Source organism: Pedobacter miscanthi, assembly GCF_032678605.1.
Classification (GTDB): Bacteria; Bacteroidota; Bacteroidia; order Sphingobacteriales; family Sphingobacteriaceae; genus Pedobacter; species Pedobacter miscanthi_A.
Genome location: NZ_JAVTSU010000004.1, coordinates 204,197 through 228,782, shown reverse-complemented (window position 1 = coordinate 228,782; position 24,586 = coordinate 204,197). Strand labels below are relative to the sequence as shown.

Genomic DNA, 24,586 nt, shown 5'->3' with positions numbered 1-24,586 from the left:
GCGCTAAGTTTTAATTTTTATTTAAGCTACCCGGCAAAATGTGGTATTTCTTTTTAAAGGCCGCAATAAAATGTTGTGCATTTTTATATCCTACTAAAAAGGCGACTTCGTTTACGCTTCTTTTTTCTTTTGAGAGAAAATAGTGCGCCTTTTCCATCCTGATTTTGTACAGGTAACCAAATACCGTGTGCCCGGTTAATTCTTTAAAGCCTTTTTTAAGCTTATAATCATTAATTCCGGCTTTACGCGAAAGTTCAATTAATGAACTTGGTTTTTGCAGATCGTGCTCTACCAATTGCTTGGCGAGCATAATTTTATCAATATCTTCCTGTTTAAAAGTAACCTTTTGCTGCTCCAGATTCTGGTTAAGATAAACAATAACCAGTTCTAATATCCTGGCTTCTAAAAATAATCGTTTTGCCCTCCCCTCATGCTTGTAATTAATAATATGTTGAAGGATTAAACTGGTTTCTGGTTTAATAGGTTCTTGTATCCCCGGAGAATTAGCAGGCTCAGTTCCTGTAATTTTATTAAAATGATTTTCAGTTAATTGTATATAAAGAAATTTAGCTTGCTCAGTTACCCTCAACCTGATGGTATGAATACTACCCAGGTTAATATCCTGTTCATTTTTAGTGAGCCAATAGAAATTATCTTGCTCATGGTTTAATTTATAACCAATTGCACCACTTAAGCAAAATAAAAAGCAAATATGTTGCTGGCTGGATTCGAAAACAAAATCTTCTGGTAAATCAGGATGAACCTCTATTAAACTGATATGGGAACCTTCAAACCATTTTTCTTTAACTTCTACCCTTGCATGGTTTGTTGTATAGTTAACATTCCATTCTTCAACAGCATTATCGCCATCAAAATTATCAGGATAATTGTTTTTATAAATGATATTTCCGTTTGCTAAGTGTTTAAGTTCCATTTTGATTTAATCCGTTTGGCGGTATTAATTATCCGTTTAACGTTATCTGTTTTTTCTGATTATGTACAAATTTGCACAATTATTTATAATTAGTCTAAATAAATGAAGATATATTTATCATTTGCCTTATCACTTTGCGGATTTGTAACTGTAGCTCAAGAAATTAAAATTGATACAGCGAAGGCAAACGATTTAAAAGATGTAGTGGTTACCGGCCAATATGGGCCACAAACGTTGAGGAACTCGGTTTACAATGTCCGTACGATTACTGCCGAACGGATAAAACTCAGAGCAGCCACCAATGTGCAACAGGTTTTAAATACTGAATTAGGTTTCCGTTTTAGTAATGATTTAACGCTAGGTACTACTGATGTTTCTTTAATGGGAATGACGGGCAGGAACATCAAAATTTTACTTGATGGTGTACCCATGGTAGACCGATCGGATGCGAGGGAAAGCTTAAACCAGATCGATATCAATACCATCGACCGTATCGAAATTGTAGAAGGGCCAATGTCGGTAGTATATGGTACAGATGCACTAGCCGGTGTAATCAATATCATTACGAAACGCGGTACCGGTAAATCGTTATTAAATTTATCAGCCAGGGTACAGGAAGAAAGTGCTGGCAGCGAATATGAAGCTTTATCGGGAAAAGGTAACCACATCCAAAATATCAGTGCCAACTGGAAAAACAATCACTGGAATATATTAGCAGGTTTTACGCACAACGAATTTGGCGGCTGGAATTTAGGGAGTAAAACAGCAACTATTCAAGAAGTAAGTGCTATACCTAATCGCTGGAAACCGAAGGAACAGTTTTTAGCCAATACTAAAATTGGCTACCAGAATCATAATTTCAACATTTGGTACCGCTTGGATGGTTTAAAAGAAGATATTGATGTACGATATGGATTAAACGCCAATACTGGCCAAGGGTTATTACAAACCTATACCACACACCGCTATACTCAACAGCTTCAATCTGAATATAAAATTAACAATAACTTCCAACTAGCTGCAATTGCCGGATTTACCAACCTCGATCGTGCTACGAGAACGGTGATACACAATTTTGCCAATAATACAGAAGAATTATCCCCCGGTGCAGGAGAACAAGATGTTGCCAAGTTTAATTCGGCCATTTTTAGGGCAACAGCGGTTTATGTAGTGAATAAGGTGGTGTCATTTCAGCCAGGTATCGAATATAACCGGGATGCAGCAAGTGGACAAAGGATAAGTGGTTCACCTGTAATTAATGATTATGCTGCTTTTATTTCATCAGAACTTAAGTTTGGCGATGGAATCAATATCCGACCGGGCTTCAGGTTTATTAAAAACTCTGTTTACGATGCTCCCCCGGTAATTCCTTCCTTAAATACAAAGTTTAAACTAAGCGATCAACTTGATTTTAGATTGGCTTATGCAAAAGGGTTTAGATCTCCGGCCCTTCGAGAATTATATTACGATTTTGTAGATGCAAGTCATACCATTTACGGAAATCCAAATTTAAAGGCAGAAAAATCTGATAGTTTCAATGCCTCAATTGCCTGGGCGGGGATATCGTCAAAAGATTTAAGTTTTAAATCAACACTTGCCGGATTTTACAACAAATTTAAAAACAGGATAGTTTTTGATTTCGATCCTGCTAATCCGACAGTAACTACACTGCTTAATGTAGAGAATTTTAAAACCGTTGGCGGTACATTGGATAACACCTTAAATTTCAAAAAATTACAGGCGAATATCGGGATTTCTTATATCGGCACCTACCATGATTACTCGGAAACCCAAGACTTTTCAGGCAAAAAAATATTGTGGTCGCCAGAAATCACCGCGAATTTAACCTATGGATTTCCTAAAATCGATGCAAACATCAGCATATTCTTTAAGTATACAGGTAATAAATTAGGCTTTCAAAAAAGCAGCGCACCAGAACTGTATAAAGAGACGATAATTTCGGGTTTCAGCTTTGCTGATTTAATGCTGAACAAGACTTTATTCCATACTTTAACCATAAACGCAGGGATTAAAAACCTGTTTAATGTTACGCAATTAAGCAACAGCTCTACTGCTAGCGGCGGCGCGCATAGTACAGGCGGTGCAGCTGTACCATATAGCTATGGCCGCTCATACGTGTTGGGACTTAATTATAACCTGAATTTACTTTAATCATAAAACAATATAATTACAATAAACATGAACAAATTTAACTCAACAATTGCTATCGCACTTTTAGCGGTAACTTTTACAGCCTGTAAAAAAAATACGGATGAACCTATTGTAGTGGTTCCACCGTCAGACGGAAGCACTTTAACCCTGAATGGTTTAATTGGTGCAGAACTTGGAAGTGCAGCTGGTAATAGCGTTTATGTAGATTTTAGTGCTGATAAACAAACTGCTATTGAAAGAGATAGCTGGGATTTAGGTTTTTATAGTGGAGCAGATTTTAAAGTTATTTTAAATTCAACCAATGGTGCCTCGGCCGTGGCGACTGATAAAACTGATATAAATGCAGTAACGGCTACCGGTTTTGATTCTAATGTTTTAAAAGTTGGTCAAGGAATAGGCAATTTCACTGTTATTGATGATGGCAGAGAGCCAAATATTTTAAATAAAACAGCGATTGCTGCTATTTCGGCAACAGACGCTGAAAATAAAGTATATATCATTAATAGAAAAGGTGGTGCAGCTACGGTTCTGACCAATGATGAACTTTATAAAATCAAAGTAATAAGAAAAGGATCTGGTTACACGCTGCAATATGCTAAATTAACCGAAACTACTTTTAAAACATTAGACATCGCTAAAAACGCGGATGCCAATTTCCAATTCGCTTCTTTAGTTAAAGGAACAGCTGTAACTGCTGAGCCGGCAAAGGCAAGCTGGGATATTGTTTGGGGTTATAGCATGTACTGGACGAGCACTTTTCCATATGCATTTTCTGATCTGGTTTTTATTAACAATTTGGCCAGTGTAACTGCAGCTTCAGTTGCCACCTCTGCTAAAAGTTATGCCGCTTTTTCTGAATCAGACCTTGCAAGCGTAGCCTTTTCTACCGCAAGAGATGTAATTGGTGCAAATTGGAGAACATCACCTGACAGAAACGGTGTTGGAGGTGCTGTTAATGATAAAGTTTTTTATGTAGTTAAAGATGGATCAGGAAATGTATACAAGTTAAAATTCGTAAGCTACATTTCTACTGATGGCGGTACCCGTGGTAAACCAGTAATTGAATATAAATTGGTTAAAAAAGGGTAAAGATTTCAAAAGTCTACTTGTCTATGAGACTTTTGAAATTCCGATAAAAAAATATGTTTTGTTAGTTGGATAAAAGCTCTCCGCGATGGGGAGCTTTATCTTTTTAGGATCTAAGCCAGACTTACGAAATCTGATGGGCATTAGGTCATTAGACTACGTAAGTTTACGCCAGGGTGCCAACTCGCTTCGCCGGTTAATCCTTGTAAGATGCCTCCACGTTAAACGCAAAAAGGGTCCTGGCATACCAGAACCCTTTTTGTTTCTTACTCGCGAAATATTATTTGCCAGTATTTTTCTTGTCAGTTACTTCTGCACGGATTTCTTGTGCTAAAACTTTAAGATCTTGCATTGCTTTACGCACACGGGTACCAGCAGCTGCATTGCCAGCATTATAAAATTTTTCTACATCTGCTTCAATAGCAGCAACAGCAGCTTTAACTTTTGAGAATTTTTCCATCGCTAATTGATGTTTTTAAGGTTTAAAAAATTTATTTTTTCAATAATACATATTTACCCCGAATTAACAACAGAAAGCAAATATTTATTTGAAATAAGTTTTGCACATTTTCACAATCAAAAAAAATGCTCTGGCACTATTGCAGGCCTATTTTTTACATTTCGAAGATCAATATCCAATCACCTAACTGAGTTGTTTTGATAAGTTGATCAGGTTATTGAAGGTTTGGTTAGCGCTGTTGATGCAACGTTCGTAATCGCCTTCGGGAACGCGCTCATTTAATACAGAAACAAACTTTTTCCATTTTGTGCTCAGCTCTTCCCCATAAACCCCATAATAATTTAAACCATCTTCATGATCTTTAAAGTTTGGATTGGCCAAAATATGCCGTTTAATTACGTTTCCGCCCAATGTTGCGCCTTCCAGCACATATAATGCTCCCAAAACTTCGGCTGTATTTTTTTGTGGAAGAAAGAGTTCGAAATCCAGTCCAGGTAAAGTCAAACTGTCAATCCCCCAGTAGTTTAAGTCTTTTTCTAATGCAGAAAGCTTTAACCTGCTATTCATTTCCAGTTCTGTGGCAATAGCTACATCGAGCATATTGGCCAACGTATTTTCTGATTTTTGATGGATGATGTAATTCACCGTCAGCAGTTTTTTATACTGATCAATACTTAACGAATTGTTCATAATTTCGTTTACGAACATTAACGATTCTAATGTTTTGTGATTTTCTGCAGTTTCTGTTCTCAATAAATTGGCAATCATATCGGGATTATTTATTTTCTAATTTGATCTTAAAAAGAAAAGATCCGGATGTAATACCCGAATCTCTTTATAAATGTTTTATAAATTCTAATTTAGCCTTAAATGTTGGTTAAACCAAAAGTCGTGTACGGAATGTACACATTTAACCAGGTTTTCGTAACCATCGGGTTTTGTTAAATAAGCATTGGCTCCAAACTCAATTGATGCTTTAACATCATCAGGATTATCGGAGGTAGAAAACAAAATTACCGGGATTGTTTTTAGATAAGGAATATCCCTGATAAACTTTAACAGGTCAAGCCCTGATAAACCGGGCAGGTTTAAATCGAGCAAAATCAGTTTAGGTTTTGTTTTACTGTCTGCAAAATTCTGTAATTTCAGTAAAGCTTCTGCCCCATCCTCCACAATGGTTAAATTTAGTGTATCTTTCACTTCCTGTACGGCACTTTGCATAAAAAATGCATAGTCCATATCATCTTCCACGTAAAATATATCTGGCGTTTTCATTTTATCTGTTTTTAAAAGCTACATAAAAGGTAGAACCAACGTTTAACTTACTCTCGAACCAAACCCTTCCGTTGTGTTTTTCTACAACCCTTTTTACAATAGCCAATCCTACTCCTGTTCCCTCAATATCCTTAACATTATCCATGCGTTTGAAAAGCTCAAACACCCTGTCATAATATCGGTTATCAATTCCTATACCGTTATCTGTAATGGCATAAATAATCTCACCATCCTCAATATGCCCTGAAACCTCTATTTTGGGCTTATCAACCATTGCAGAGTATTTTACAGCATTGCCAAGCAAGTTGGTAAAAACCTGAGTAATCATGGTTTTATCGCCTTTTAAATCTGGCAATTGCCCTAAAATCAGTTCGGAGTTGTCTGCTTTAAAAGCCGTCCATACTTCGCTTTTAATTTCTTTTAATAGTGACTCCATCTCCACGGTTTCAAAAATGATATCAGAACGGCCAACCCTGGCTAAATTGAGGATCTCTTTAATTAAAAAGTTCATTTTATCTGCGCCATTTAAAATCCGATCTAACATTCTCCTGCCGACATCATCAATGCTTTTGTTTTTAAGCATCAGTTCTGCATAAGTTTTTATCGAAGTCAGCGGTGTCCTTAAATCGTGCGAAATGGTATAACTAAAAGTATCAAGCTCTTCGTATGCGGCCTGGAGTTTTTCGTTAAGCTGCCTGATTTCGTTGGCTTTTTTATTAATATCAGTGATGATGATTTCCCGGATTCTCAATACGGAATCAATTTCTTCCGCAAGCCATTTTTCGGAAGTGCTGTTTACCACCTGCAACCATATTTCGAAAGATTTCCTTGGTGACAGACTCAACAGGCCATTTTCTGACGGACTAACTGGTTTTTCCGGATTTCCCGCCCAGTTTACATTGGTGATCATTTCTGGTTTAAACCAGATAATCATCTCACCCAATTCTTTATTTAGGGTACAGGCAAGGATACCTGAAGCAACTGACTTATATTTTTTTGCCGGCGAATGGATTTCTGGCAAACGATGGGTATAATAAATGGATTCGTCACTTGTATTTTTCAGCCAGTTGGTCAACTCCCATATTTCATCGCGCTCCGGAACATCTCCCAGGGTGTTCAGTTCATTTTCGAAAATAATCGCAACACCCGAAGCTTGGGTGACATTTAAAATGCTGGTTTTATGTGTGGTAATGGCTTCAACAAGGTATTTATCGCGACCTAAGTGTTCTGATAATACATTGGCTGTATTTTTAAACTGCTGGATAACTTCTGCATCTTCTTCCTCCTGACGATACTCTAAAGCTGAAGACAGGATCTGCCCGATTAATTTTGAACCCTCCCGGGCTTTATAATCGATAAATTTAGGGCTGTAGTTATGGCAGGCAATTAAACCCCAGAGTTCGCCGTGCGAGATCAGCGAGATACTAAAGCTAGAATGTACCCCCATATTTTTTAAATATTGAATATGTATGGGCGATACGGCACGTAAACCACCATTTGTTAAATCGAGGGGCAAATCTTCTTTAAAGGTAATAATGGGCGAATCAGTCTTATTTACATCAGCAATTAACCGGGTTAAATTGAGTTTATATAATTCGCGTGCCTGTTTTGGAATATCTGAGGCCGGATAATGTAAGCCAAAAAAGGGTTCTAAATCTGGTTCTTTTTCTTCGGCTACCACCTCACCATGACCATCATCTAAAAATTTATAGATCATGATCCGATCATAGTTGATGAGTTTTTTTACTTCAAGTGCAGCACCTTTTAATAAAGCAGCAATACTTTTACCCTGAAGCATAGATGAGGCTGAACGGCCAATTGAACTCTGGATATCATATTGTAAGGTAACCGGTTCAAACTCGAGCAACCAATTATTATCTGACGATGAAATAATCAGGTAAAAAGGGTTAGCATTAATCTCAATCGGGTGCGGACTAATGGCATCAAAGCTTTTACGAATAAAGCCAAGTTTGAGTAAATCTTCGATATTAAACTCAGGATCCTGCTGTTTAATAAAATCGTTCAAAACCGAAAGCGGCTTATCCAACAGATTTTTAGGCTGTTCATTTAAAAAACCTCCTGTATTTTCACTGAGATAAGTGATAGAGAAGTTCTTCTTATCAACAGCGATTAGGAAACCATGTGATTGAATTTTGCCAGGGATATGGATGGGTTCTTTATCACAGTTGGTTAAGTCTACAGAAAATTTAGTCATATTATATATTGGTTTGCAAAAATATCAGAATTAACGGTTAATCAAATATTGAGCCTCATTTTTTCAAATGGAGCTAATTTTACAAATTAGGGTTTCGGATTTATTTTTTATTATATATTTGTTTGAAATTTAATAATTACTCCCTAAAGCTTGGCAAAGAAAAATATTTTGGTTATCGAAGATAACCATGCAATCCTGGATGTTATTACCCTTATTTTAGAAAGTGAAGCCTTCAATGTAGACGGATTAAACAAGGGTTCGGATTTTATTGATCACGTTCACAAACTTAAGCCAGACGTAATTATCATGGATATTATGCTTCCTGATGCAGATGGAAGAGCGCTTTTAAAAGAACTTAAGGATACACCAACTACACAGCATATCCCTGTTTTAATGATTTCAGCCCGTTACAATGCGAGTAATTATGCCATTGATGACGTGGTTGCTGATGATTTTATGGCCAAACCTTTTAATATCGATGAACTGATGGATAAGATTTATGCCTTGTTAAAAAAATAGATTTTTAATCGCCCATTCCAGGCAATTTTATTCCTCCTTGTTTTAGGTTTTTCATTAAAATTTCTAAAAAAGAAAGTTTAGTATCGGTAAAACCGTGTGCATTTACCCACAGGTTTAAACTTATTTTAAATCCACTGTCTTCCAGAGATGAAACGCCTATTCTCCTTTCGGGAGTTTTTAAGCAATCTTTAAATTCATCAACGGTTTTGTTAAAAATGGCAACAATCTGGTCGTAATCAATCCCATAGCTAAATTTCATTTCGATATCCAAACGCCGGCTTCCTTCCCTGCTGATATTGATGATGACTTCATTTGATAATTTACCATTAGGAATAACCACCGTTCTGTTATCAAAAGTTTTTACAATGGTATAAAATATCTGTATGGAGGTTACCGTTCCCTCCTGACTTTGGGCTATAATATTATCGCCCACCACGAAAGGTTTTAATAGTAAAATTAATACGCCGCTGGCAAAATTCTGTAAAGTACCCGATAAAGCTAAACCAGCAGCCACACCTATACCACCAATTAATACCGTTAAAAAAGTAAGTTGGATACCGATAATCTGCATCACGGTGAGTACTAGTAAAATCCGCAGGGTAATCAGCATTAAACTGGTCAGAAACGGCCTTAATGATGGGTTTACATCCTTGCGGTGCATCCCACCCTGCATCCATTTACCCAATAGCTTAATCAGCCATAAACCTAAAATCAATATGGCTATTCCTAAAATTACAACTGGTCCTCTATCTATTATCCAATCGTAAGCTTTATCATAAAAACGGTCGATATTACTGGCATCAATCTTCATACACCCGGGAATTTTTTATTACTTATGGTTTCTTATGTTTTACGGGCGCATCTTTAGTTACATTTACTTTTTTTGCATCTTTCGCCGAAGTTACTTTATCATCGGCACCTTTGGCTTTAGTGTTTTTTGGAGCTGTAGCCTTGCTATTTTCCTCCGCAGTTTTAGTGTTTTTCATGATTTATTATTTAAGATTTAATCCTCAGTATTTAACCAGGCTTTTGCTTCTTCTAATTCATCCGGTTTAAAACCTTTTGATTTACCTGGCGTGGCAACAGTAAAAATATCGGTAAACCACTCTACACTTTTTTCGGCACTTACCACGGCTATCTTTTTCCACCTGGTAAAATTCTGGATGCCAGCTTTAGCGTCTTGTATCCAGGCACCTGCAGTAAAATTCTTTACGTCAGTTTCTAAAACAAGCAGATACCTGATTTCCTTAAACCGTTGCGCTGTTCTTTTCAGGCCTGTTAATAGTACGTCTTTTATATCATCGCTGGTCACTTCTCCCGTAGCCCTTACGCCAAAAATATGATCTGGCAGTCCTGTTATTTCCGTTAGCATATTTACATTTTATAATAAGAACATCTTAATTACTCAAGATGTTTGCTGTTCGAGTAAATTCTAAAAAGTTGTAAGGCTATAAAAACTCTTATCTGATTGATACTGTTATAGAAACATATTCAAATAAAACATAAAAAATAACCTATGAAAAACAACTCATTAAAACTTAGCGCAATAATATGCGGCCTGGCAGTTTCGCTTGCAGCCTGTACGGGTGGTACAAAAACGACTACCACAACAGATTCTACTATAATTGATTCTACCGCAGCTGCAGGATTAAAACCTGCAGGTCCGGCTCCTGAATGGGGCAAAACCATCAAACCTGAAATGCAGACTGTTATTGAAAAACTTGGCAGTTATGGTGATAAGCCGATTGAAACTTTAAGTGCCACGGATGCACGGAAAAACCATACCCCAACAGATGCGGTAATGGATCTGGTAAAACAAAACAACATTACCATACCTGCACCAAAGGTAGATACGATGGGTAAAGATATCGATGTGAGTGGCGGAAAAATCCACTTACGTGTGTATACTCCGAAAGAGGGAAGCGGACCGCACCCACTAATTGTGTATTACCATGGTGGTGGTTTTGTAATTGCCAATATAGATGTATATAATGCGTCGGCACAGGCCCTGGCCGAACAGGTTGGAGCAATTGTGATTTCGGTAGCTTACCGTTTAGCCCCAGAAAATAAGTTTCCGGTGGCACATAATGATGCTTTTGCAGCTTATGAATGGGCGGTAAAAAATGCAGTGAGCTTAAAAGCTGATCCCGCTAAAATTGCAGTTGTGGGCGAAAGCGCCGGTGGAAATTTAGCCGCAAATGTATCCATTATGGCCCGCGATAAACATATTATGATCCCGGTACATGAAGTGTTGGTTTATCCGATTGCACAATCGAACATGAGCACAGATTCGTACAAAATGTACGAAAAAGCAAAACCGCTTAACAAAGCTATGATGGGCTGGTTTACCGAAAAATATTTAAATACGATGATTGAGGCGCAAAATCCAAAAATCTCATTGGTTAATGCGAATTTAAAAGGTTTACCGCCTACAACAATTATTACAGCAGAAATTGATCCGTTGCATGATGACGGTGTAATGCTGGCTGATAAACTAAAAGCTGCAGGTGTAAAAGTAGACAGTAAAAATTATGAAGGCGTAACACACGAGTTCTTTGGAATGGCTATCCTAGTGCCAGAAGCTAAGGCTGCACAGGCTTATGCGGCTGATCAGTTAAAAGCTGCGTTTAAATAAGCAAACTTAACTGGAGCGGAAATCGCTCCAGTTAAGCTTCTGTAAAGCATTTAACAATAAGTGTTTAATTCAAATATCCAAAACTCAGTTTAATACGCTTGCTAAACTCAACACTCACAACCCCGCATTCCCAGCTCAACTAAGCGCCCTTCTTCGAACCTAAACTCTGCATTAACTGATCGTAAAGATCATCGCTGCTTGCTTTCTGGGGTTTCATTTTTTTCACCGTGGCCCGTTTGCCTTTGGCTTTTGCCTTGATAATTTTCAACAATTCATCACTATAGTCATCTTTAAACGCACTTAAATCAAATTTCGAGCTGTATTGTTTAATTAAGGCTAAACCAACATCCATTTCTTTTTTGGTAATGGTGATATCATTAGCTTTATTAATTTCTGATAAACTTCTGATTTCCTGCTCAAACCTGATTTTAGTAATCACGATCACATTTTCCATGGGGTGGATGACACAAAGGTTCTCCGTATTCCTCAATACAAACCTGGCAATACCTGCTTTGCCTGATTTCTCCAGTGCTTTTAACAGCAAGCCATAAGCCTTTTTACCCTGTTTTTCTGGCTCGGTATAATAAGAGGTTTCATAATAAACCGGATTGATATCTTTAATATCCACAAAATTCTCCAACTCAATAATTTTGGTCTTTTCAGGAGCAGCTTCCTCAAAGTCGTGTTTATCAAGAATAATATATTTATCCTTTAAAAAATAGCCTTTTACTATTTTTTCATAAGGAACTTCTTTGTGGGTATTTTCGTTTACCCTTAAAAATTTAATTTTTGCATGATCGCGTTCATCGAGCATGTCTAAATCGAGGTTACTGTTCTGTACACCTGAAAACAGCTTGACTGGGATGTTTACCAAACCGAACCCGATTGAGCCTTTCCATATTGATCTCATCGTGTATTGTTTACTTACTAACAATAGCCTAAATCAGATTGTTTTGGGTTTATTAAGCGTAATTTGAGGAAATCAGAAACTATTTAGATCATACAATGTTATTTAATCATCAACCTTATTTGAAATTATGAAAATAGCCTATATTTCTACCTATCCACCACGCGAATGTGGTTTGGCTACTTTTAACCAAAACCTGGTTAATGCATTAAGTTTAAATCCCACTTATCAATCACAAAACAGCTTTGTTGTTGCACTAAACGAATCTGATGATGTTCATGAACACCAATATCCCGATGAAGTGAAATTTGTTATCCGCCAGCAAAATCAGCAGGATTACATTGAAGCAGCAAATTTTATCAATAATAGTGGTGTAGATACCTGTATTATCGAACATGAGTTTGGTATTTATGGCGGTAATAGCGGTGTTTTTCTGTTATCGTTAATTAACAGGCTAAAAAAACCCTTTATTACCATTTTGCACACGGTTTTAAAAGAGCCAAGTTTTATGCAACAAACCATTATTAAAGAGATTGCCTTAAAATCTTCCAAAATTGTGGTGATGAGCAAAAAAGCGGTTTTATTTTTAACCAGTATTTACCAGATTCCTAAGTCGTCGATTAAATTAATAGAACATGGTGTGCCTGATTTAGAACCTGTTCCAAATAACGAAATTGCGCAGAGTGATTTATTTAAAGGTCGTAAAGTGCTGTTTACTTTTGGATTGATCAGCAGAAATAAAGGTTTGGAAACCGTAATTAAAGCATTACCCGAAGTTGTAGCACAACATCCTGATGTTTTATATGTTATTTTAGGTAATACTCACCCCGGTGTGGTTAAACACAATGGCGAAGAATACCGCGACAGTTTAAAAGCACTGGCTAAAGATTTAGGGGTAGAAAATAACATTGCCTTTGTTAACAAATTTGTATCAGAAGAACAATTGCACCAATATTTAACCGCCTGTACTTTATACATTACGCCTTATTTAAATGAGGCACAGATCACCAGCGGCACCTTATCGTACGCTATTGGTGCAGGTGCTGCCGTGGTTTCTACCCCTTACTGGCATGCGCAGGAATTGCTTGCTGATAACCGCGGGAAACTGTTCGACTTTAAAAATGATGCTCAGCTGGCTAGCATTGTAAACGAACTTTTAAGTGATCAGGAAAAATATCAAAAACTCAGACAGAATGCGTATGAATATGGTTTAAACCTGCGTTGGCCAGCGATTGGCACCGTTTATCTTAATGTATTAAATGAAGCCTTAACCAGTGGAAAAAAAGCGGAAAGGGTTACTCCTCCCATTATCGATATAGAAAGTATGCCTGCATTAAACCTGAACCACATTTCATTATTGACAGATGATACAGGGATTATACAACATGCTAGATTTGGGATTCCGAATTTAAAAGAAGGATATTGCATAGATGATAATGCCAGGGCTTTGATTATGGCTTTGATGGCTACCGGGCAAGGCGAAAATCCGAAAGCCTTAAAATTTATGCCGGTGTACCTGAGTTTTATCCAGTACATGCAAACTGAAAATGGAAACTTTAGAAATTTCTTAAGTTTTAACCGCAATTACCTGGATGAAGTAGGCTCTGAAGATTCTTTCGGTCGTACCATCTGGTCATTGGGTTACTTGGTTTGCAGTGCACCTAACAATTCATACCGCGAATTTGGAAGGGAATTATTCTCCCATTCTATTCCTCATTTTAAAGCCTTAAAATACATTAGGGGGAAAGCAAATACCATCATTGGCCTGGCGTACTATTTATGCGCTCATCCTGGTGATGAACAGATTATAAAAGAAATTAATCACCTTGCTGCTTCGTTGGTTAGTTCTTACAAAGAAAATAAAGATGGCGACTGGCATTGGTTTGAAGATATCCTTACCTACGATAATGCAATCCTGCCCCTGGCCCTGCTTCACCATTATGAAGCTACAGGGAATACAACATCCTATCAAATCGCGATGGAAAGTATCGCATTTTTGAATAGTTTTTCTTTCGAAAATGGCTATCTGAATCCGGTTGGGAATGCTGGCTGGATGAAAAAACAAGGCAAAAACCCAATTTACGATCAACAGGCAATAGAAACGATGGCCATGGTGTTACTGTATGCTAAAGCTTTCGAAATTACTAAAGATGACCAATACCTCAATTTAATGCATGTGAGTTATCAGTGGTTTTTAGGTAAAAATAGCCTTCATATTCCATTGTACGATTTTGAAACTCACGGCTGTGCAGATGGCTTACAGTTTAACAGTGTAAATAGAAATCAGGGCGCAGAAAGTACGCTGGCCTATTTTATTTCCCACCTGGCCATTCTTAAAGCCGCAGAAGCTGAATATGAAACACTGTCTTCCCCCTTAGTGGAGGCAGATAAATGTAATTAACGATTAAATCTGTATTGAAAATATAAAATGCTGATGCAGAAATGGATCAGCATTTTTTTATGGTAAGCCATGTAATGCTTATATGAGTTCCGGCTAACTTAAATGGTCAATATTATTTTGAAAATCAGGGTTTGGTTCTTTTCGGTACAACAGTCCTGCTATCTCTTCAAGTCCTCACTCATGCTTCGCTCCGGGCTTTCCGTTCTATCAGGTTTATTTAAAATGGGATTCCGGTTCTTGGGGGCTTTTCCATGGTCTGTGAGCACACAGACGATGGATATATATTAAAAACCTCGCAAGTTTTTGAAACCTGCGAGGGTTAAATACATTTAAATCATTGTTTCCGTTTGTAACGAGGACTATGGTTAGTTAATCTTCATTATTCTCCAGCAACTTATTTAGCAGTAATTCTAAATTCACCGTAGCAAAAGAAGAACTATAATCAGATAATCCGTAAGGGATAATCAATTCGCCATTGCTGATAATCGATCCGCAAGAATATACCACATTAGGTACATAACCTTCGCGTTCATCATTATTCGGAATAATTAAAGGTTCTTTTAAATGGCCGATTTCTTTGCTCGGATCATCCAGATCCAATAAACTTACACCAATACAGTATCTTCGCATCGGGCCAACACCATGGGTAATCACAATCCATCCTTTATCGGTTTCAATCGGCGAACCACAGTTCCCAATCTGCACCAGCTCCCAATCGTAACGCGGCTGTTTCAGCAGGATCGGGTTTTCCCAAACGTTTACTTTGTCAGAAAACATCAGGTAATTGTTCCAGCCATCTATCCTGCTCATCATTACATATTTCCCTTTTATTTTCCTCGGAAATAAAGCCAGGTTTTTATTCTGTGCACCATCCCCATAAAGCGGAATCACCTTAAATTCGTAAAAATCATCGGTTTGTACCAGCTTAGGAATAATTAGAGAGCCATCAAATGCAGTATAAGTGGCATAATACAATACTTTGCCATCATCTTTGATAAACTTCACAAAACGGGCGTCTTCAATTCCTTTGCGCTCAAATTCAGAAATAGGAAATATCACACGGTCCGAAATATCGGTATCTTTCGAAAAGCTAATGGTATGGTAGGTATCCGATAGCCAAAGCACCTTATCGTATTCGATTAAACGTGTGGGATTCTCTTTATTTAAACTTTTCGAATCTTTAATAATATTGCTCAAGCTGGTGTATTCGAACTTATCGTCGAGTTTTGATTCAATTTCTTCCAGTACCGATGGATCGATTTGTGCATAAGCAGCTTTTTTGAGGAAAAGTTTTTTAACGTAAATGGCATTTTTTACCACTTCAGCCTCATCTACATAATTGCCCACGGGCAAAACCTGGATATTGTTGTTTTTATCAATCAAGGCGCGGCGGAAAACGATAGAAGAAATGTGCCCCTCACCTACAGCCCTGAAACTGATGATCACCCTTTTTTCGCCCTCCACTAAATCAGTCTGATCAGGATCATCAACTATACTGGGATTAAAAAATGCTGCCGATTCGATCGAATATTCATGAGTAAAATAAGCACCAATTAACAATCGGGTATATTCATCTATATCCTCAAACTCTGTACCTAAGGTGATAAACTGCTTTTTTAACTTTTTGCAATGGCGGGTTAAAATTTTAGTAATGTTCCGGTGCCTTTTAGAATATTCCTGCAAAATAGGCGATATCAGGGCAAATACTTTTTCATCCGAAAATTGTAAAACCTTTCTAATTACTTCTAATGCTCTCTCCTCTCCGTTAAAAAAAAAACGGGCAATAACTCTTTTTGTATCCGGATTAACCTTAACCGGTTTACGCTCTATGTATAATCTCATCGTTTAAGCTGTTTTGATCGTAATTTAACGCTTTACCACACTATTTACTGCAAATAATATTAACGGAATTTACGACATAATTGTTTACATTATTTATCATAATCTTTACCTTTAGTTTTTTATTCTTATCCTGTTAATAAAGGCCTTTAATGCATACCGATCAAGCAGCAAACCATCAACAGCCATACCAAACCCTACGTTTAGCAAAACTTGCCTATTACGACATTGCAGACACGCCTGCTGAACATGCTTTTGATCAGATAAGCCAGCTGGCAGCTGCAATTTTTAACGTTCCAAATGCAGGAATTTGTTTTCAGGCTGGTGAAGAGATTTTTGTGAAATCTCAGATCGGTTTAACATGGCCGGTCAAAAATGATGAATCTGTTTTTTTTGCCGCAGCCCCTATTTTATCGCCTGATGGCTTTGATATCGGCTTGATTTATGTAGCAGATGATCAACACAAACAAGCAACAGAAAAACAGCTCAATATGCTGAAATTACTGGCTGATATGGCAGTAGAGAAACTGGAATCGAGGATTGCGATCAGGAAAACTTTTAGGGCCTATGATGATCGTTTACACGTACTGATACACGATCTTAAAAACCCAATGACCACGATTTTACTGCAATCAGAACTTTTAGGCAGGATACCGGGGGGAGATGAAAAAGCCATAACAATTGCCGGCAAAATCAATGCACAATCGAAAAAGATGATTGATAACCTAAACGGCATATTAAGCAATGCACGCAAAGAAACTCATTCGTTTAAACCTAAAAAAGAAAAGGTAGACCTAAGAACATTGATTGAGGAGGTGAAAAATAACCTCGATTTAAATATCAAAGGCAAAAATCAAACTATTTTAATTGATATAGAAAATCCCGCGGAAATTTTTGGAGACCGGGATAAACTGAAAATGATTTTTAGTGAGCTTATCCACAATGCCATTAAATTTTCTCCGGTAGATAAAGAAATTGTGATATCACACCAAACAGCCGAAAATGAAATCACCATTGTGATAAAAGATTTTGGCGTAGGTTTAACAACAGATGACCTGGAAAAAATCTTCCTGAAATTTCCACGGTTGAGTGCTGTAGCTACCAGGAGTGAGAATGCTTATGGTTTAGGCTTAATTACGGCCAATGCACTAATCGATATCCACAAAGGAAAGTTAAGGGTAGAAAGCGAAGGAAAAGATTTAGGTACAACCTTTTTTGTTTCCATACCTATTAAATAACTAAATCTGATAAATCGCTTAATTTCATTTCTTCAAGTACTACCCTTTCTGGCAAGTCATTTTTATGGTACGACCATTTAATCAATCGGATATAACCATTTTCAATCTCAATTCCGGTAATATCTCCATCGCTGAAACAACAACAGCCACTATTGAAATAACCGGGTTTGTATTTACCCAAACGTGGTGGCTTATCTCCTTCTTTAATGCGCTTATGAAGTTCTTCAGTTAAAAAAGCAAGATCACCGGTGTGTTTATCTTTTTTTGCTTTATTCAGTTTTACATAAATCCTTTCCAAATGCGTTAATGAAGCAAAAACGGGTTGATGCGTATGTCCGGTGATTAAAGCCATATTTTGCTGCTCTGCAACCCAACTGTACATCATAGTATTGTGTGCCGTTTTAAGCTGGCTATCGTAAGCTGGCGTATTCGGGTTAATTTGAAGGTAAGCTTGCAAAGGTGCCCAAATGGTACTAACAAACCATTTGCTAAACCAGTTTCCATCGCTCTGCAAATCGCCCTGATGGCCATGGGTAAGGAAAATATCGAATTGGCGAGCCCCTATTGCCATTCTAAGAATGGCACCTTCGTAAATCGGGATTTTTTTTCCATAAATCCTATTCAGGTTAAAACCAGCCAAAGGATCATTGTCCCAGTATAAATCGTGGTTTCCGAATATTTTAGTAAAACGGTTTTTAAGGATAAATTTTTTCTCCGCCTCAAAGGTTTCCTTATTATGCTTGATTACAGATTCCAACAAATTCTCCCAAAGCTCTTCACTGTCGCCCAGATTAATGTAGTGGAAATCATGCTGATTGTAGTGTTCGAGTGCTTTTAAGTAATTTTTTTCTGCCAGGGTAAAATCATCGGCATAATCGCGGGCGCCTTTATGCTGGTCAGACAGGATGATAAATTTATCTGCATCGGTAATTTCAAAAATCAAACCACGTTTTCCGGGCTCCTGATTAATGGTTTTGTAAAGTTTGCTTAGCGCGCTATGAATACGCTTGTGGTCGGGCCTGGAGCCAAACTTATTCGACATGCGAATGATCCAGGCACTAAATAAGCGTTGTAAGAATTTCCGCATGTATAAAAATGAGTGCTAGCTATGAAACTAATTTTAAGATAACAAAAAATATCGCTAATCGTTTTTTCTTAGGGTATTCATCATTCTCCCACGTGCAGGAAGCTTAAAGCGAATTCGTAAGCGCTTATAGTCAACATTTTTTAAATTGCCGTACCAATAGATTGAAACTTATAAGGCTTTTAAGAAATATAAGTTCAAATGGCTTTCAAATCTTTTACTTAAGAAATCCTTCATTATGTATCCAATAGCTATCAGATCAGCATAACAACTTAAACTATTTTGTTTCCGGGGTCAAATTCGATTTATTAAATACATTTTACTAAATTTGTTAGTATTGAAAAGATCAGGAAACGCAGACTTACCCTTACACTATGGTCATGTACCACCTTGGCTGGCCACACGTATGGCCACACTTGGCTTAGCTATAACCGAGGCTATTATAGTGGAATATGGCAAAGCCGAAGTCATCCGTCGTTTAAGCAGTCCGTTTTGGTTTCAAAGCCTCGGCGCAGTAATGGGCATGGATTGGCACTCTTCTGGTATTACCACCTCTGTAATGGGGGCTTTAAAGAAGTCTATCAACCCCTTATCTAAAGAACTGGGCATTTATATTTGTGGTGGTAAAGGAAAACACAGCAGGGAAACGCCCAATGAATTATTAAGAATTGCAGATAAAACCGGTTTAAATGGTACTGAGCTAGTCCGCGCAAGTAAACTGAGTGCTAAGGTAGATAATACAGCCATTCAAGATGGTTTCCAATTGTATCTCCATAGCTTTATTCTGAGCAGCGATGGCGATTGGGCAGTTGTACAGCAAGGTATGAGCGATAGCAGCTCGACGGCAAGAAGATACCACTGGCATTCTGAAAATTTAAAATCTTTTGTAGAAGAACCCCATACAGGCATTTGCGGCATTAATCAGGGTGAAATTTTAAACCTCACCTCGAACAATGCGGATAAAACCCGGCAAAGTATGATGAGCATCACCACGGAGTCGCCTAACCGGATGCTTGCTGAGGTACAAAATCTGGTTTTGCCCAATCATCACGATGTAAGATCAAAAGATATTGATTTAAAACGCCTGGGTAGTATTTTGTGGTTGGCACAGGAAAAAAAACCAGCCGATTTTGAAGAATTGTTACTGCTGGAAGGCATGGGACCTCGAACATTACAATCGATGGCTTTGGTTAGCGAGGTAATTTATGGCACACCTTCGCGCTTTACCGATCCTGCCCGTTATTCTTTTGCAAACGGTGGTAAAGATGGCCATCCCTTCCCGGTACCTGTAAATGTGTACGACGAAACCATAAAGGTTTTAAGAAATGCGGTAGAAAAAGCAAAGATTGGAAATTCAGACAAACAGCACGCGATAAAATCGTTACATCAAATTGCCCGCAATGCAGAAAAAAATTTCGTCCCCAATATGGATTTCGAAAAGGTGATTGCTAAAGAACGTGCTGATAGCTGGAAGTACGGCGGCAGAACAGTTTTCGGAAAAGAAAAAGCACCTGGTAGTGAACAGTTGAAGCTATTTTAACGTTTGATGGAAGATGTGATATGTAGTCAGGAGTCAGATGTCCGAAAGTCGGAAGATATAGTGTAAAGGAAAACACGGTAAATCCAACTTGGTGCCTTGGTGCCTTTGTGGTTATTAATTAGCCTGAAGGTCCGGGGCCGAAGGTCAAAATGTATCAAATAACCAAAGCTCAATTATCGATGACCAATATCAATCGCGTTAGGATCTACCTGTAAATTCTTAATGTCTAAATGATGAAGAGATTGAAGATAAATGCTGTAAGTCAGGAGTCCGATGTCCGAAGATATAATGTAAAAGAACACACGGTAAATCCGACTTTGTGTCTTGGTTCCTTTGTGGTATTAACTAATCTGAAAGTCCGGGGCCGGAGGTCAGAAGATTTGGTGTATTAATTAAAACCTTATAGTTAAAAAATTAAAGCCACGGAGACTCAGAAAAACGCGGAAGATTAAATGTCTTGTTCATCAACTAATAAACCGTGATCCATCAACCTCTAAAAGCAACTACCTCTAAAACCTTGGGCAAGGCACTTTAAATCCTTTAAAATTATTGTGTCTATAAATAAAAGAGAGTTCATAAGTACGTGGGGTGGCGCTTAACAATTTACTTCCATAAACCGTATAATTCATTCCGGCACTGATATTTCCCATGGCTACACCAATGTAAGGATAAAAAGAAGCTTCATTAAATTTGTACCACATGCCAAAGTTCAGCTTCATTTTTGTTTCATCACCAGGCTTTAGTCCTAAAACCGTACCGAAAATCATATCCCTGTTTTTCTTTTGGGCATTATATACTCCGGTTACATTTAAATCAACATTATTGTTTAAAAGGTAAAGCAGTCCAAAATTGACAGTTTTTCGTGCCGAAACAATATCCGTGCTATTGTTTAATAATGCTTCCTGGGGTTTTGTGAGGTGATATTGAGCATAGCCTACAGCAAAACTCCAATAATCAAAACCCGCGGCGAAATTGGCGCCAATATTTAAATCAAAATAAGATGTTTTATCGTTTTTCAAATCAAGATAACTAGGCATGGCACTGTTAAAACCGCCATCACCATTATACTGAGAGGCAAAAGTAAGTTTGTTATAATCTAAATATTTCGAAACATAAGATACCTGTGGTGCCAAACCAAATTTAAACCGGTGTTCCTCATCCATATACTGATAATAAGAAACACTAGCACTAATGTATTGCGATTTTAATGCTTTATTTAAAGATTCATCAAACAGTCCACTCAAACCCAGGCTGAAATAACTGTTAATGAAATTTTCATCTTCAACCAGTTTTAAATCGCCCGAAACACTATAGGTATTGTAAGGATCGCCCAGGTTGCCCCATTGCTGCCTGGTATTGGCGGCTACGCGATAATCACCATCAAAAAAACCGGTAAATGCCGGATTTAAAGTTAAAGGCGCCGCAAAGTATTGCGAAAACTTCGGGTCTTGTGCCGAGCAACATACGGCCGCTAAGCACAACATTAAAATGAGGAGCGATTTGTGCATTATAATATCAATATAGTTTTTCCCTTTGACTGAAATTTACCCCCAAACGTATCAATGCCCTCTGCAAACCACGAAAACGTTTCTAAAGGCTGCATTTGGCTCTTAAACTGTCCATCCCAACCGCCATTCGCCAGCGTTTCACTTTGATAAACCAGAATACCCCATTTATTATATACTTTAAAACTGATTAGCTTTTGTATACTTACTAAAAATGGATATAAACGGTTATTGGTATCTTTTTGAGGTGTAAATGCTGTAGGAACAACAATTTTAGGCTGAGGCAGAATATCTACTTCTATTGGAGCCGAAGCAATACAGCCACTTTCGTTTTGGATGGAAATATAATATACCCCTGCCCTGTTCACTTTTGCAGGGTCAGCCACTGGACGTTTTAAATAGGCATCTTCAAAATAACCAGCCTTTACAAAAGCGCTGCTTCCTTTAGTAATTTCTGAAGAAGTTAAATCGATAAAGCCATTATCAAAAACTGCTTTGGGTTTATGAAGTACGATGATTGGCGCAATATTAAAATTTACCTGTATTTTACCCATAGTAAAACACCCACCGTCATTTTCGGCTTTTACAAAGTATGTTCCTGCTTTACTAATGGCTTTAGGAGAAGTAATTTTTTTGGTTAAGGCTTCATCGTAAAAAAATGAATAATTTAAATGATCAGTTGAACCTGTATAAAGGGCGGGATTGCTAATATCCACCTGATCAGGATAACAAGCTGTTTCAGGGTTTTTAATGTTAAGCACAGGCAAATGATTAATCAACACTTCAATTTTATCATTTACCGAACAACCACTCGCATTGGTTGCTTTTACATAATAAGTGCCCGATTGATCAATATGCATTGGATCAGTAAGCGGGGTATTCATTTCCTTGTCTTTATAAAAACGATAGGTAAAACCTGCTTCACTTCCTAAAAAATGATCCGCAGTGGTGATATCTACCTTCGCCGGAATACACACGGGTTTAGGGTTGGTAATTTTTAGTACAGGTTTATCTTTAATGGTTACATCAATGGAAATGATTTTATTACAGCCCATCTCGTTTGAAAGTTTAATAAAATACCGGCCGGTTTTATCAATATGTTGTGGATCAGTAAGCACTTGTGTAGCAGCTTCATTAACAAAATATGACCGCGTAATCCCGGCTAAATCGCCAGTATATAATGCTGTATTGGTAATATCGACGCTTTCCGAATAACAGACGGTTTCAGGATTTTTAGCGCTGATATTGGCTGCATTAAACATCGAAATATCAATCGGCACTACACTTTCGCAACCTGTGTTATTGCTTCCTTTAATGTAAAAAGTTTTATCGGCCACTATTTTAACCAGACCATTAATCTGTTTGGTTAAATCCTTATCCTCAAAAGCCTGATAGCTAAATCCTTCAGATTTATTGAGAATATATTTCGGCTCTAAAAGATCAATTTCAGCGCCCTTACATACCACATCTTTCTTTAAAACTTTAAGCTCATAATCTATTCCATGTATAGTTGTACTAACGGTACTGGGGCAACCAAAGCCTGCATATGGAACCAGATCAAGCAAAATCCGGGAGCCATCGGCGGGTTTCGGTTTAATGCTGACCGATTGACCGGAACCGTATTTTATAGATCGGTCTGCGCTATACCAGTTATAAGTTTGGTAACCACTTGGACCAGAAACATTAACGGCATCGGCACTGGCACAATAATTATTACCGGTAACTAGATCACCATAAACATTATTAATATCTACATAAGCATAACCAAAATGCTGCCCCCTCGAACAATCGGTACTGATAAATTCGATGAGGAGTTGCTTACCCTGGTAACCGGATAAATTAATGGTTACGGGCGACCAGTCTTTATAAATAACACTTTCGTATACAGCTGATTTTTTAAAGCCCGGTAATGATGAAGTAGCCACGTATTCAAAGGATGCACAGGGGATGTATTCGTTTTTCTCCACATCTTTTATCCTGGCTATAAACCGGGGTTGCTCAAAAGGTTCGTGATCAGGATCTTCTAAAACAACAGCATATTGATAGGTTAAGGTAAATTCAGGTCGATCGGCAGGTACGGTCATTAAATAGGATATCCCATCAATCTGTGCACCGGTAACATTATTTCCCAATTTAACTGAATAGTTTCCGCCAGAAGGTGCAATTAAAGGGAAACCACCGTAAGGATCTACCAGTTTTTTGTTACTGATGATGGTATGCCTGCCCGAAATTGGCTTTGGTACTTCATTCATCGTTACCACATTCTGATTATTCTCAATTGCAATCGTACCCGCATAAATCTTCCAGTTCTGAAAATTTCCATTTTCAAATCCGATATTCTCCGGAGAGGATTGCGCACATAATTTAGATGGCATAGCAAAACTGACTATGAGCAGCATCAAAAACAATCGATTTATCAACGGGATGATTTAAACAGTTATGATATAAAAATATCGTTTTAGTATATCCAGCGTTGTTGTGTCAAGTTAAAGTCATGGTTTTTTACACGAAACCGGATACCGATAAATGAGTATATTAAAATATTACGCCCTCCTAATCTGTAGCGCAAAAACTGTAATCAATTGATTTCTAAGCACATTAAAATTATCCTAGCCTATCCTACCATAATTAATAAACTCATTTAATTAAAATTTTTAGTTACCTATTAGCTGATGAAATACCTGGTTTTTTACATGACATGACTATAAATTACACATATTATTGCCATTTATGCGTTTTAGGGTATGTTTAGGTAGTCTTTATGGTGACTAAAAAC

General features: G+C 37.6%; 20 protein-coding genes. 7 read left to right on the top strand and 13 right to left on the bottom strand.

Going from position 1 to position 24,586, the window contains the following annotated elements:
* Positions 1 to 10 precede the first annotated feature (10 nt).
* Complete coding sequence (locus tag R2R28_RS08170) at positions 11 to 934, bottom strand: AraC family transcriptional regulator (RefSeq protein ID WP_316825192.1); 924 nt, start codon at positions 932 to 934, stop codon at positions 11 to 13.
* Between the two features lie 102 nt (positions 935 to 1,036).
* On the opposite strand from R2R28_RS08170, the gene R2R28_RS08165 reads away from it, so the two are divergent.
* Positions 1,037 to 3,106, top strand: a complete 2,070-nt coding sequence (locus R2R28_RS08165) for a TonB-dependent receptor (RefSeq protein WP_316825191.1) — start codon at positions 1,037 to 1,039, stop codon at positions 3,104 to 3,106.
* Between the two features lie 27 nt (positions 3,107 to 3,133).
* Positions 3,134 to 4,195 (top strand): HmuY family protein, encoded by a 1,062-nt coding sequence (locus R2R28_RS08160; RefSeq protein ID WP_316825190.1) that lies wholly within the window; start codon positions 3,134 to 3,136, stop codon positions 4,193 to 4,195.
* A gap of 277 nt (positions 4,196 to 4,472) precedes the next feature.
* Here the strand turns inward: R2R28_RS08160 and R2R28_RS08155 are convergent, their stop codons facing one another.
* From R2R28_RS08155 to R2R28_RS08140, 4 genes are all read right to left on the bottom strand, one after another.
* Positions 4,473 to 4,652, bottom strand: a complete 180-nt coding sequence (locus tag R2R28_RS08155) for a histone H1 (RefSeq protein WP_116249844.1) — start codon at positions 4,650 to 4,652, stop codon at positions 4,473 to 4,475.
* A 183-nt stretch (positions 4,653 to 4,835) separates the two neighbouring features.
* Positions 4,836 to 5,420, bottom strand: coding sequence for a biliverdin-producing heme oxygenase (locus R2R28_RS08150; protein WP_316825189.1), 585 nt, complete (start codon positions 5,418 to 5,420; stop codon positions 4,836 to 4,838).
* An 87-nt stretch (positions 5,421 to 5,507) separates the two neighbouring features.
* A complete protein-coding gene (locus tag R2R28_RS08145) occupies positions 5,508 to 5,927 on the bottom strand; it encodes a response regulator (protein ID WP_316825188.1) in 420 nt (139 codons plus the stop codon).
* A 1-nt stretch (position 5,928) separates the two neighbouring features.
* Complete coding sequence (locus tag R2R28_RS08140; RefSeq protein ID WP_316825187.1) at positions 5,929 to 8,142, bottom strand: ATP-binding protein; 2,214 nt, start codon at positions 8,140 to 8,142, stop codon at positions 5,929 to 5,931.
* Between the two features lie 150 nt (positions 8,143 to 8,292).
* Between R2R28_RS08140 and R2R28_RS08135 the strand changes: the two genes are divergently transcribed.
* Complete coding sequence (locus R2R28_RS08135; protein ID WP_316825186.1) at positions 8,293 to 8,661, top strand: response regulator transcription factor; 369 nt, start codon at positions 8,293 to 8,295, stop codon at positions 8,659 to 8,661.
* Between the two features lie 4 nt (positions 8,662 to 8,665).
* On the opposite strand, the gene R2R28_RS08130 is transcribed toward R2R28_RS08135, so the two are convergent.
* From R2R28_RS08130 to R2R28_RS08120, 3 genes are read right to left on the bottom strand one after another with little or no spacing between them, the layout of a single operon-like run.
* Entirely contained in the window at positions 8,666 to 9,472 is an 807-nt protein-coding gene (locus tag R2R28_RS08130; protein WP_316825185.1) for a mechanosensitive ion channel family protein, read from the bottom strand.
* Between the two features lie 22 nt (positions 9,473 to 9,494).
* Positions 9,495 to 9,647, bottom strand: a complete 153-nt coding sequence (locus R2R28_RS08125; protein ID WP_316825184.1) for a hypothetical protein — start codon at positions 9,645 to 9,647, stop codon at positions 9,495 to 9,497.
* Between the two features lie 17 nt (positions 9,648 to 9,664).
* The gene (locus R2R28_RS08120; RefSeq protein ID WP_316825183.1) at positions 9,665 to 10,033 is read right to left on the bottom strand and encodes an STAS/SEC14 domain-containing protein; all 369 of its coding nucleotides are present in this window, start codon (positions 10,031 to 10,033) and stop codon (positions 9,665 to 9,667) included.
* Between the two features lie 144 nt (positions 10,034 to 10,177).
* Between R2R28_RS08120 and R2R28_RS08115 the strand changes: the two genes are divergently transcribed.
* Positions 10,178 to 11,296, top strand: a complete 1,119-nt coding sequence (locus R2R28_RS08115) for an alpha/beta hydrolase (protein ID WP_316825182.1) — start codon at positions 10,178 to 10,180, stop codon at positions 11,294 to 11,296.
* Between the two features lie 139 nt (positions 11,297 to 11,435).
* On the opposite strand, the gene R2R28_RS08110 is transcribed toward R2R28_RS08115, so the two are convergent.
* Positions 11,436 to 12,206, bottom strand: a complete 771-nt coding sequence (locus tag R2R28_RS08110; protein ID WP_316825181.1) for a Ku protein — start codon at positions 12,204 to 12,206, stop codon at positions 11,436 to 11,438.
* A gap of 127 nt (positions 12,207 to 12,333) precedes the next feature.
* Here R2R28_RS08110 and R2R28_RS08105 point away from each other — a divergent pair, with 127 nt between their 5' ends.
* Positions 12,334 to 14,604, top strand: coding sequence for a glycosyltransferase (locus R2R28_RS08105; RefSeq protein ID WP_316825180.1), 2,271 nt, complete (start codon positions 12,334 to 12,336; stop codon positions 14,602 to 14,604).
* A 369-nt stretch (positions 14,605 to 14,973) separates the two neighbouring features.
* On the opposite strand, the gene R2R28_RS08100 is transcribed toward R2R28_RS08105, so the two are convergent.
* Positions 14,974 to 16,446, bottom strand: coding sequence for a glycoside hydrolase family 130 protein (locus tag R2R28_RS08100; protein ID WP_316825179.1), 1,473 nt, complete (start codon positions 16,444 to 16,446; stop codon positions 14,974 to 14,976).
* Positions 16,447 to 16,595: 149 nt separating this feature from the next.
* Here R2R28_RS08100 and R2R28_RS08095 point away from each other — a divergent pair, with 149 nt between their 5' ends.
* On the top strand, positions 16,596 to 17,681 hold the full coding sequence (locus tag R2R28_RS08095) for a HAMP domain-containing sensor histidine kinase (protein WP_316825178.1): 1,086 nt from the start codon (positions 16,596 to 16,598) through the stop codon (positions 17,679 to 17,681).
* Here the strand turns inward: R2R28_RS08095 and R2R28_RS08090 are convergent.
* Entirely contained in the window at positions 17,674 to 18,768 is a 1,095-nt protein-coding gene (locus tag R2R28_RS08090; RefSeq protein ID WP_316825177.1) for a metallophosphoesterase, read from the bottom strand. The genes R2R28_RS08095 and R2R28_RS08090 overlap by 8 nt on opposite strands.
* 334 nt (positions 18,769 to 19,102) lie before the next feature.
* On the opposite strand from R2R28_RS08090, the gene R2R28_RS08085 reads away from it, so the two are divergent.
* Positions 19,103 to 20,305, top strand: a complete 1,203-nt coding sequence (locus R2R28_RS08085; protein ID WP_316825176.1) for a DUF763 domain-containing protein — start codon at positions 19,103 to 19,105, stop codon at positions 20,303 to 20,305.
* A 509-nt stretch (positions 20,306 to 20,814) separates the two neighbouring features.
* Here R2R28_RS08085 and R2R28_RS08080 read toward each other — a convergent pair.
* Positions 20,815 to 21,813, bottom strand: coding sequence for a PorP/SprF family type IX secretion system membrane protein (locus R2R28_RS08080; protein ID WP_316825175.1), 999 nt, complete (start codon positions 21,811 to 21,813; stop codon positions 20,815 to 20,817).
* Positions 21,813 to 24,185 carry a gliding motility-associated C-terminal domain-containing protein gene (locus tag R2R28_RS08075; RefSeq protein WP_316825174.1) on the bottom strand — a complete coding sequence of 791 codons (2,373 nt, stop codon included), beginning with the start codon at positions 24,183 to 24,185 and terminating at the stop codon, positions 21,813 to 21,815. The genes R2R28_RS08080 and R2R28_RS08075 overlap by 1 nt, the downstream gene beginning before the upstream one ends.
* Positions 24,186 to 24,586: the final 401 nt, after the last annotated feature.

What these genes read in the sequence shown, in the direction of transcription:
- R2R28_RS08170 (WP_316825192.1), bottom strand. Translation starts at nt 934, where the DNA reads ATGGAACTTAAACACTTAGCAAACGGAAATATCATTTATAAAAACAAT.
- R2R28_RS08165 (WP_316825191.1), top strand. Translation starts at nt 1,037, where the DNA reads ATGAAGATATATTTATCATTTGCCTTATCACTTTGCGGATTTGTAACT.
- R2R28_RS08160 (WP_316825190.1), top strand. Translation starts at nt 3,134, where the DNA reads ATGAACAAATTTAACTCAACAATTGCTATCGCACTTTTAGCGGTAACT.
- R2R28_RS08155 (WP_116249844.1), bottom strand. Translation starts at nt 4,652, where the DNA reads ATGGAAAAATTCTCAAAAGTTAAAGCTGCTGTTGCTGCTATTGAAGCA.
- R2R28_RS08150 (WP_316825189.1), bottom strand. Translation starts at nt 5,420, where the DNA reads ATGATTGCCAATTTATTGAGAACAGAAACTGCAGAAAATCACAAAACA.
- R2R28_RS08145 (WP_316825188.1), bottom strand. Translation starts at nt 5,927, where the DNA reads ATGAAAACGCCAGATATATTTTACGTGGAAGATGATATGGACTATGCA.
- R2R28_RS08140 (WP_316825187.1), bottom strand. Translation starts at nt 8,142, where the DNA reads ATGACTAAATTTTCTGTAGACTTAACCAACTGTGATAAAGAACCCATC.
- R2R28_RS08130 (WP_316825185.1), bottom strand. Translation starts at nt 9,472, where the DNA reads ATGAAGATTGATGCCAGTAATATCGACCGTTTTTATGATAAAGCTTAC.
- R2R28_RS08125 (WP_316825184.1), bottom strand. Translation starts at nt 9,647, where the DNA reads ATGAAAAACACTAAAACTGCGGAGGAAAATAGCAAGGCTACAGCTCCA.
- R2R28_RS08120 (WP_316825183.1), bottom strand. Translation starts at nt 10,033, where the DNA reads ATGCTAACGGAAATAACAGGACTGCCAGATCATATTTTTGGCGTAAGG.
- R2R28_RS08115 (WP_316825182.1), top strand. Translation starts at nt 10,178, where the DNA reads ATGAAAAACAACTCATTAAAACTTAGCGCAATAATATGCGGCCTGGCA.
- R2R28_RS08110 (WP_316825181.1), bottom strand. Translation starts at nt 12,206, where the DNA reads ATGAGATCAATATGGAAAGGCTCAATCGGGTTCGGTTTGGTAAACATC.
- R2R28_RS08105 (WP_316825180.1), top strand. Translation starts at nt 12,334, where the DNA reads ATGAAAATAGCCTATATTTCTACCTATCCACCACGCGAATGTGGTTTG.
- R2R28_RS08100 (WP_316825179.1), bottom strand. Translation starts at nt 16,446, where the DNA reads ATGAGATTATACATAGAGCGTAAACCGGTTAAGGTTAATCCGGATACA.
- R2R28_RS08095 (WP_316825178.1), top strand. Translation starts at nt 16,596, where the DNA reads ATGCATACCGATCAAGCAGCAAACCATCAACAGCCATACCAAACCCTA.
- R2R28_RS08090 (WP_316825177.1), bottom strand. Translation starts at nt 18,768, where the DNA reads ATGCGGAAATTCTTACAACGCTTATTTAGTGCCTGGATCATTCGCATG.
- R2R28_RS08080 (WP_316825175.1), bottom strand. Translation starts at nt 21,813, where the DNA reads ATGCACAAATCGCTCCTCATTTTAATGTTGTGCTTAGCGGCCGTATGT.
- R2R28_RS08075 (WP_316825174.1), bottom strand. Translation starts at nt 24,185, where the DNA reads ATGCCATCTAAATTATGTGCGCAATCCTCTCCGGAGAATATCGGATTT.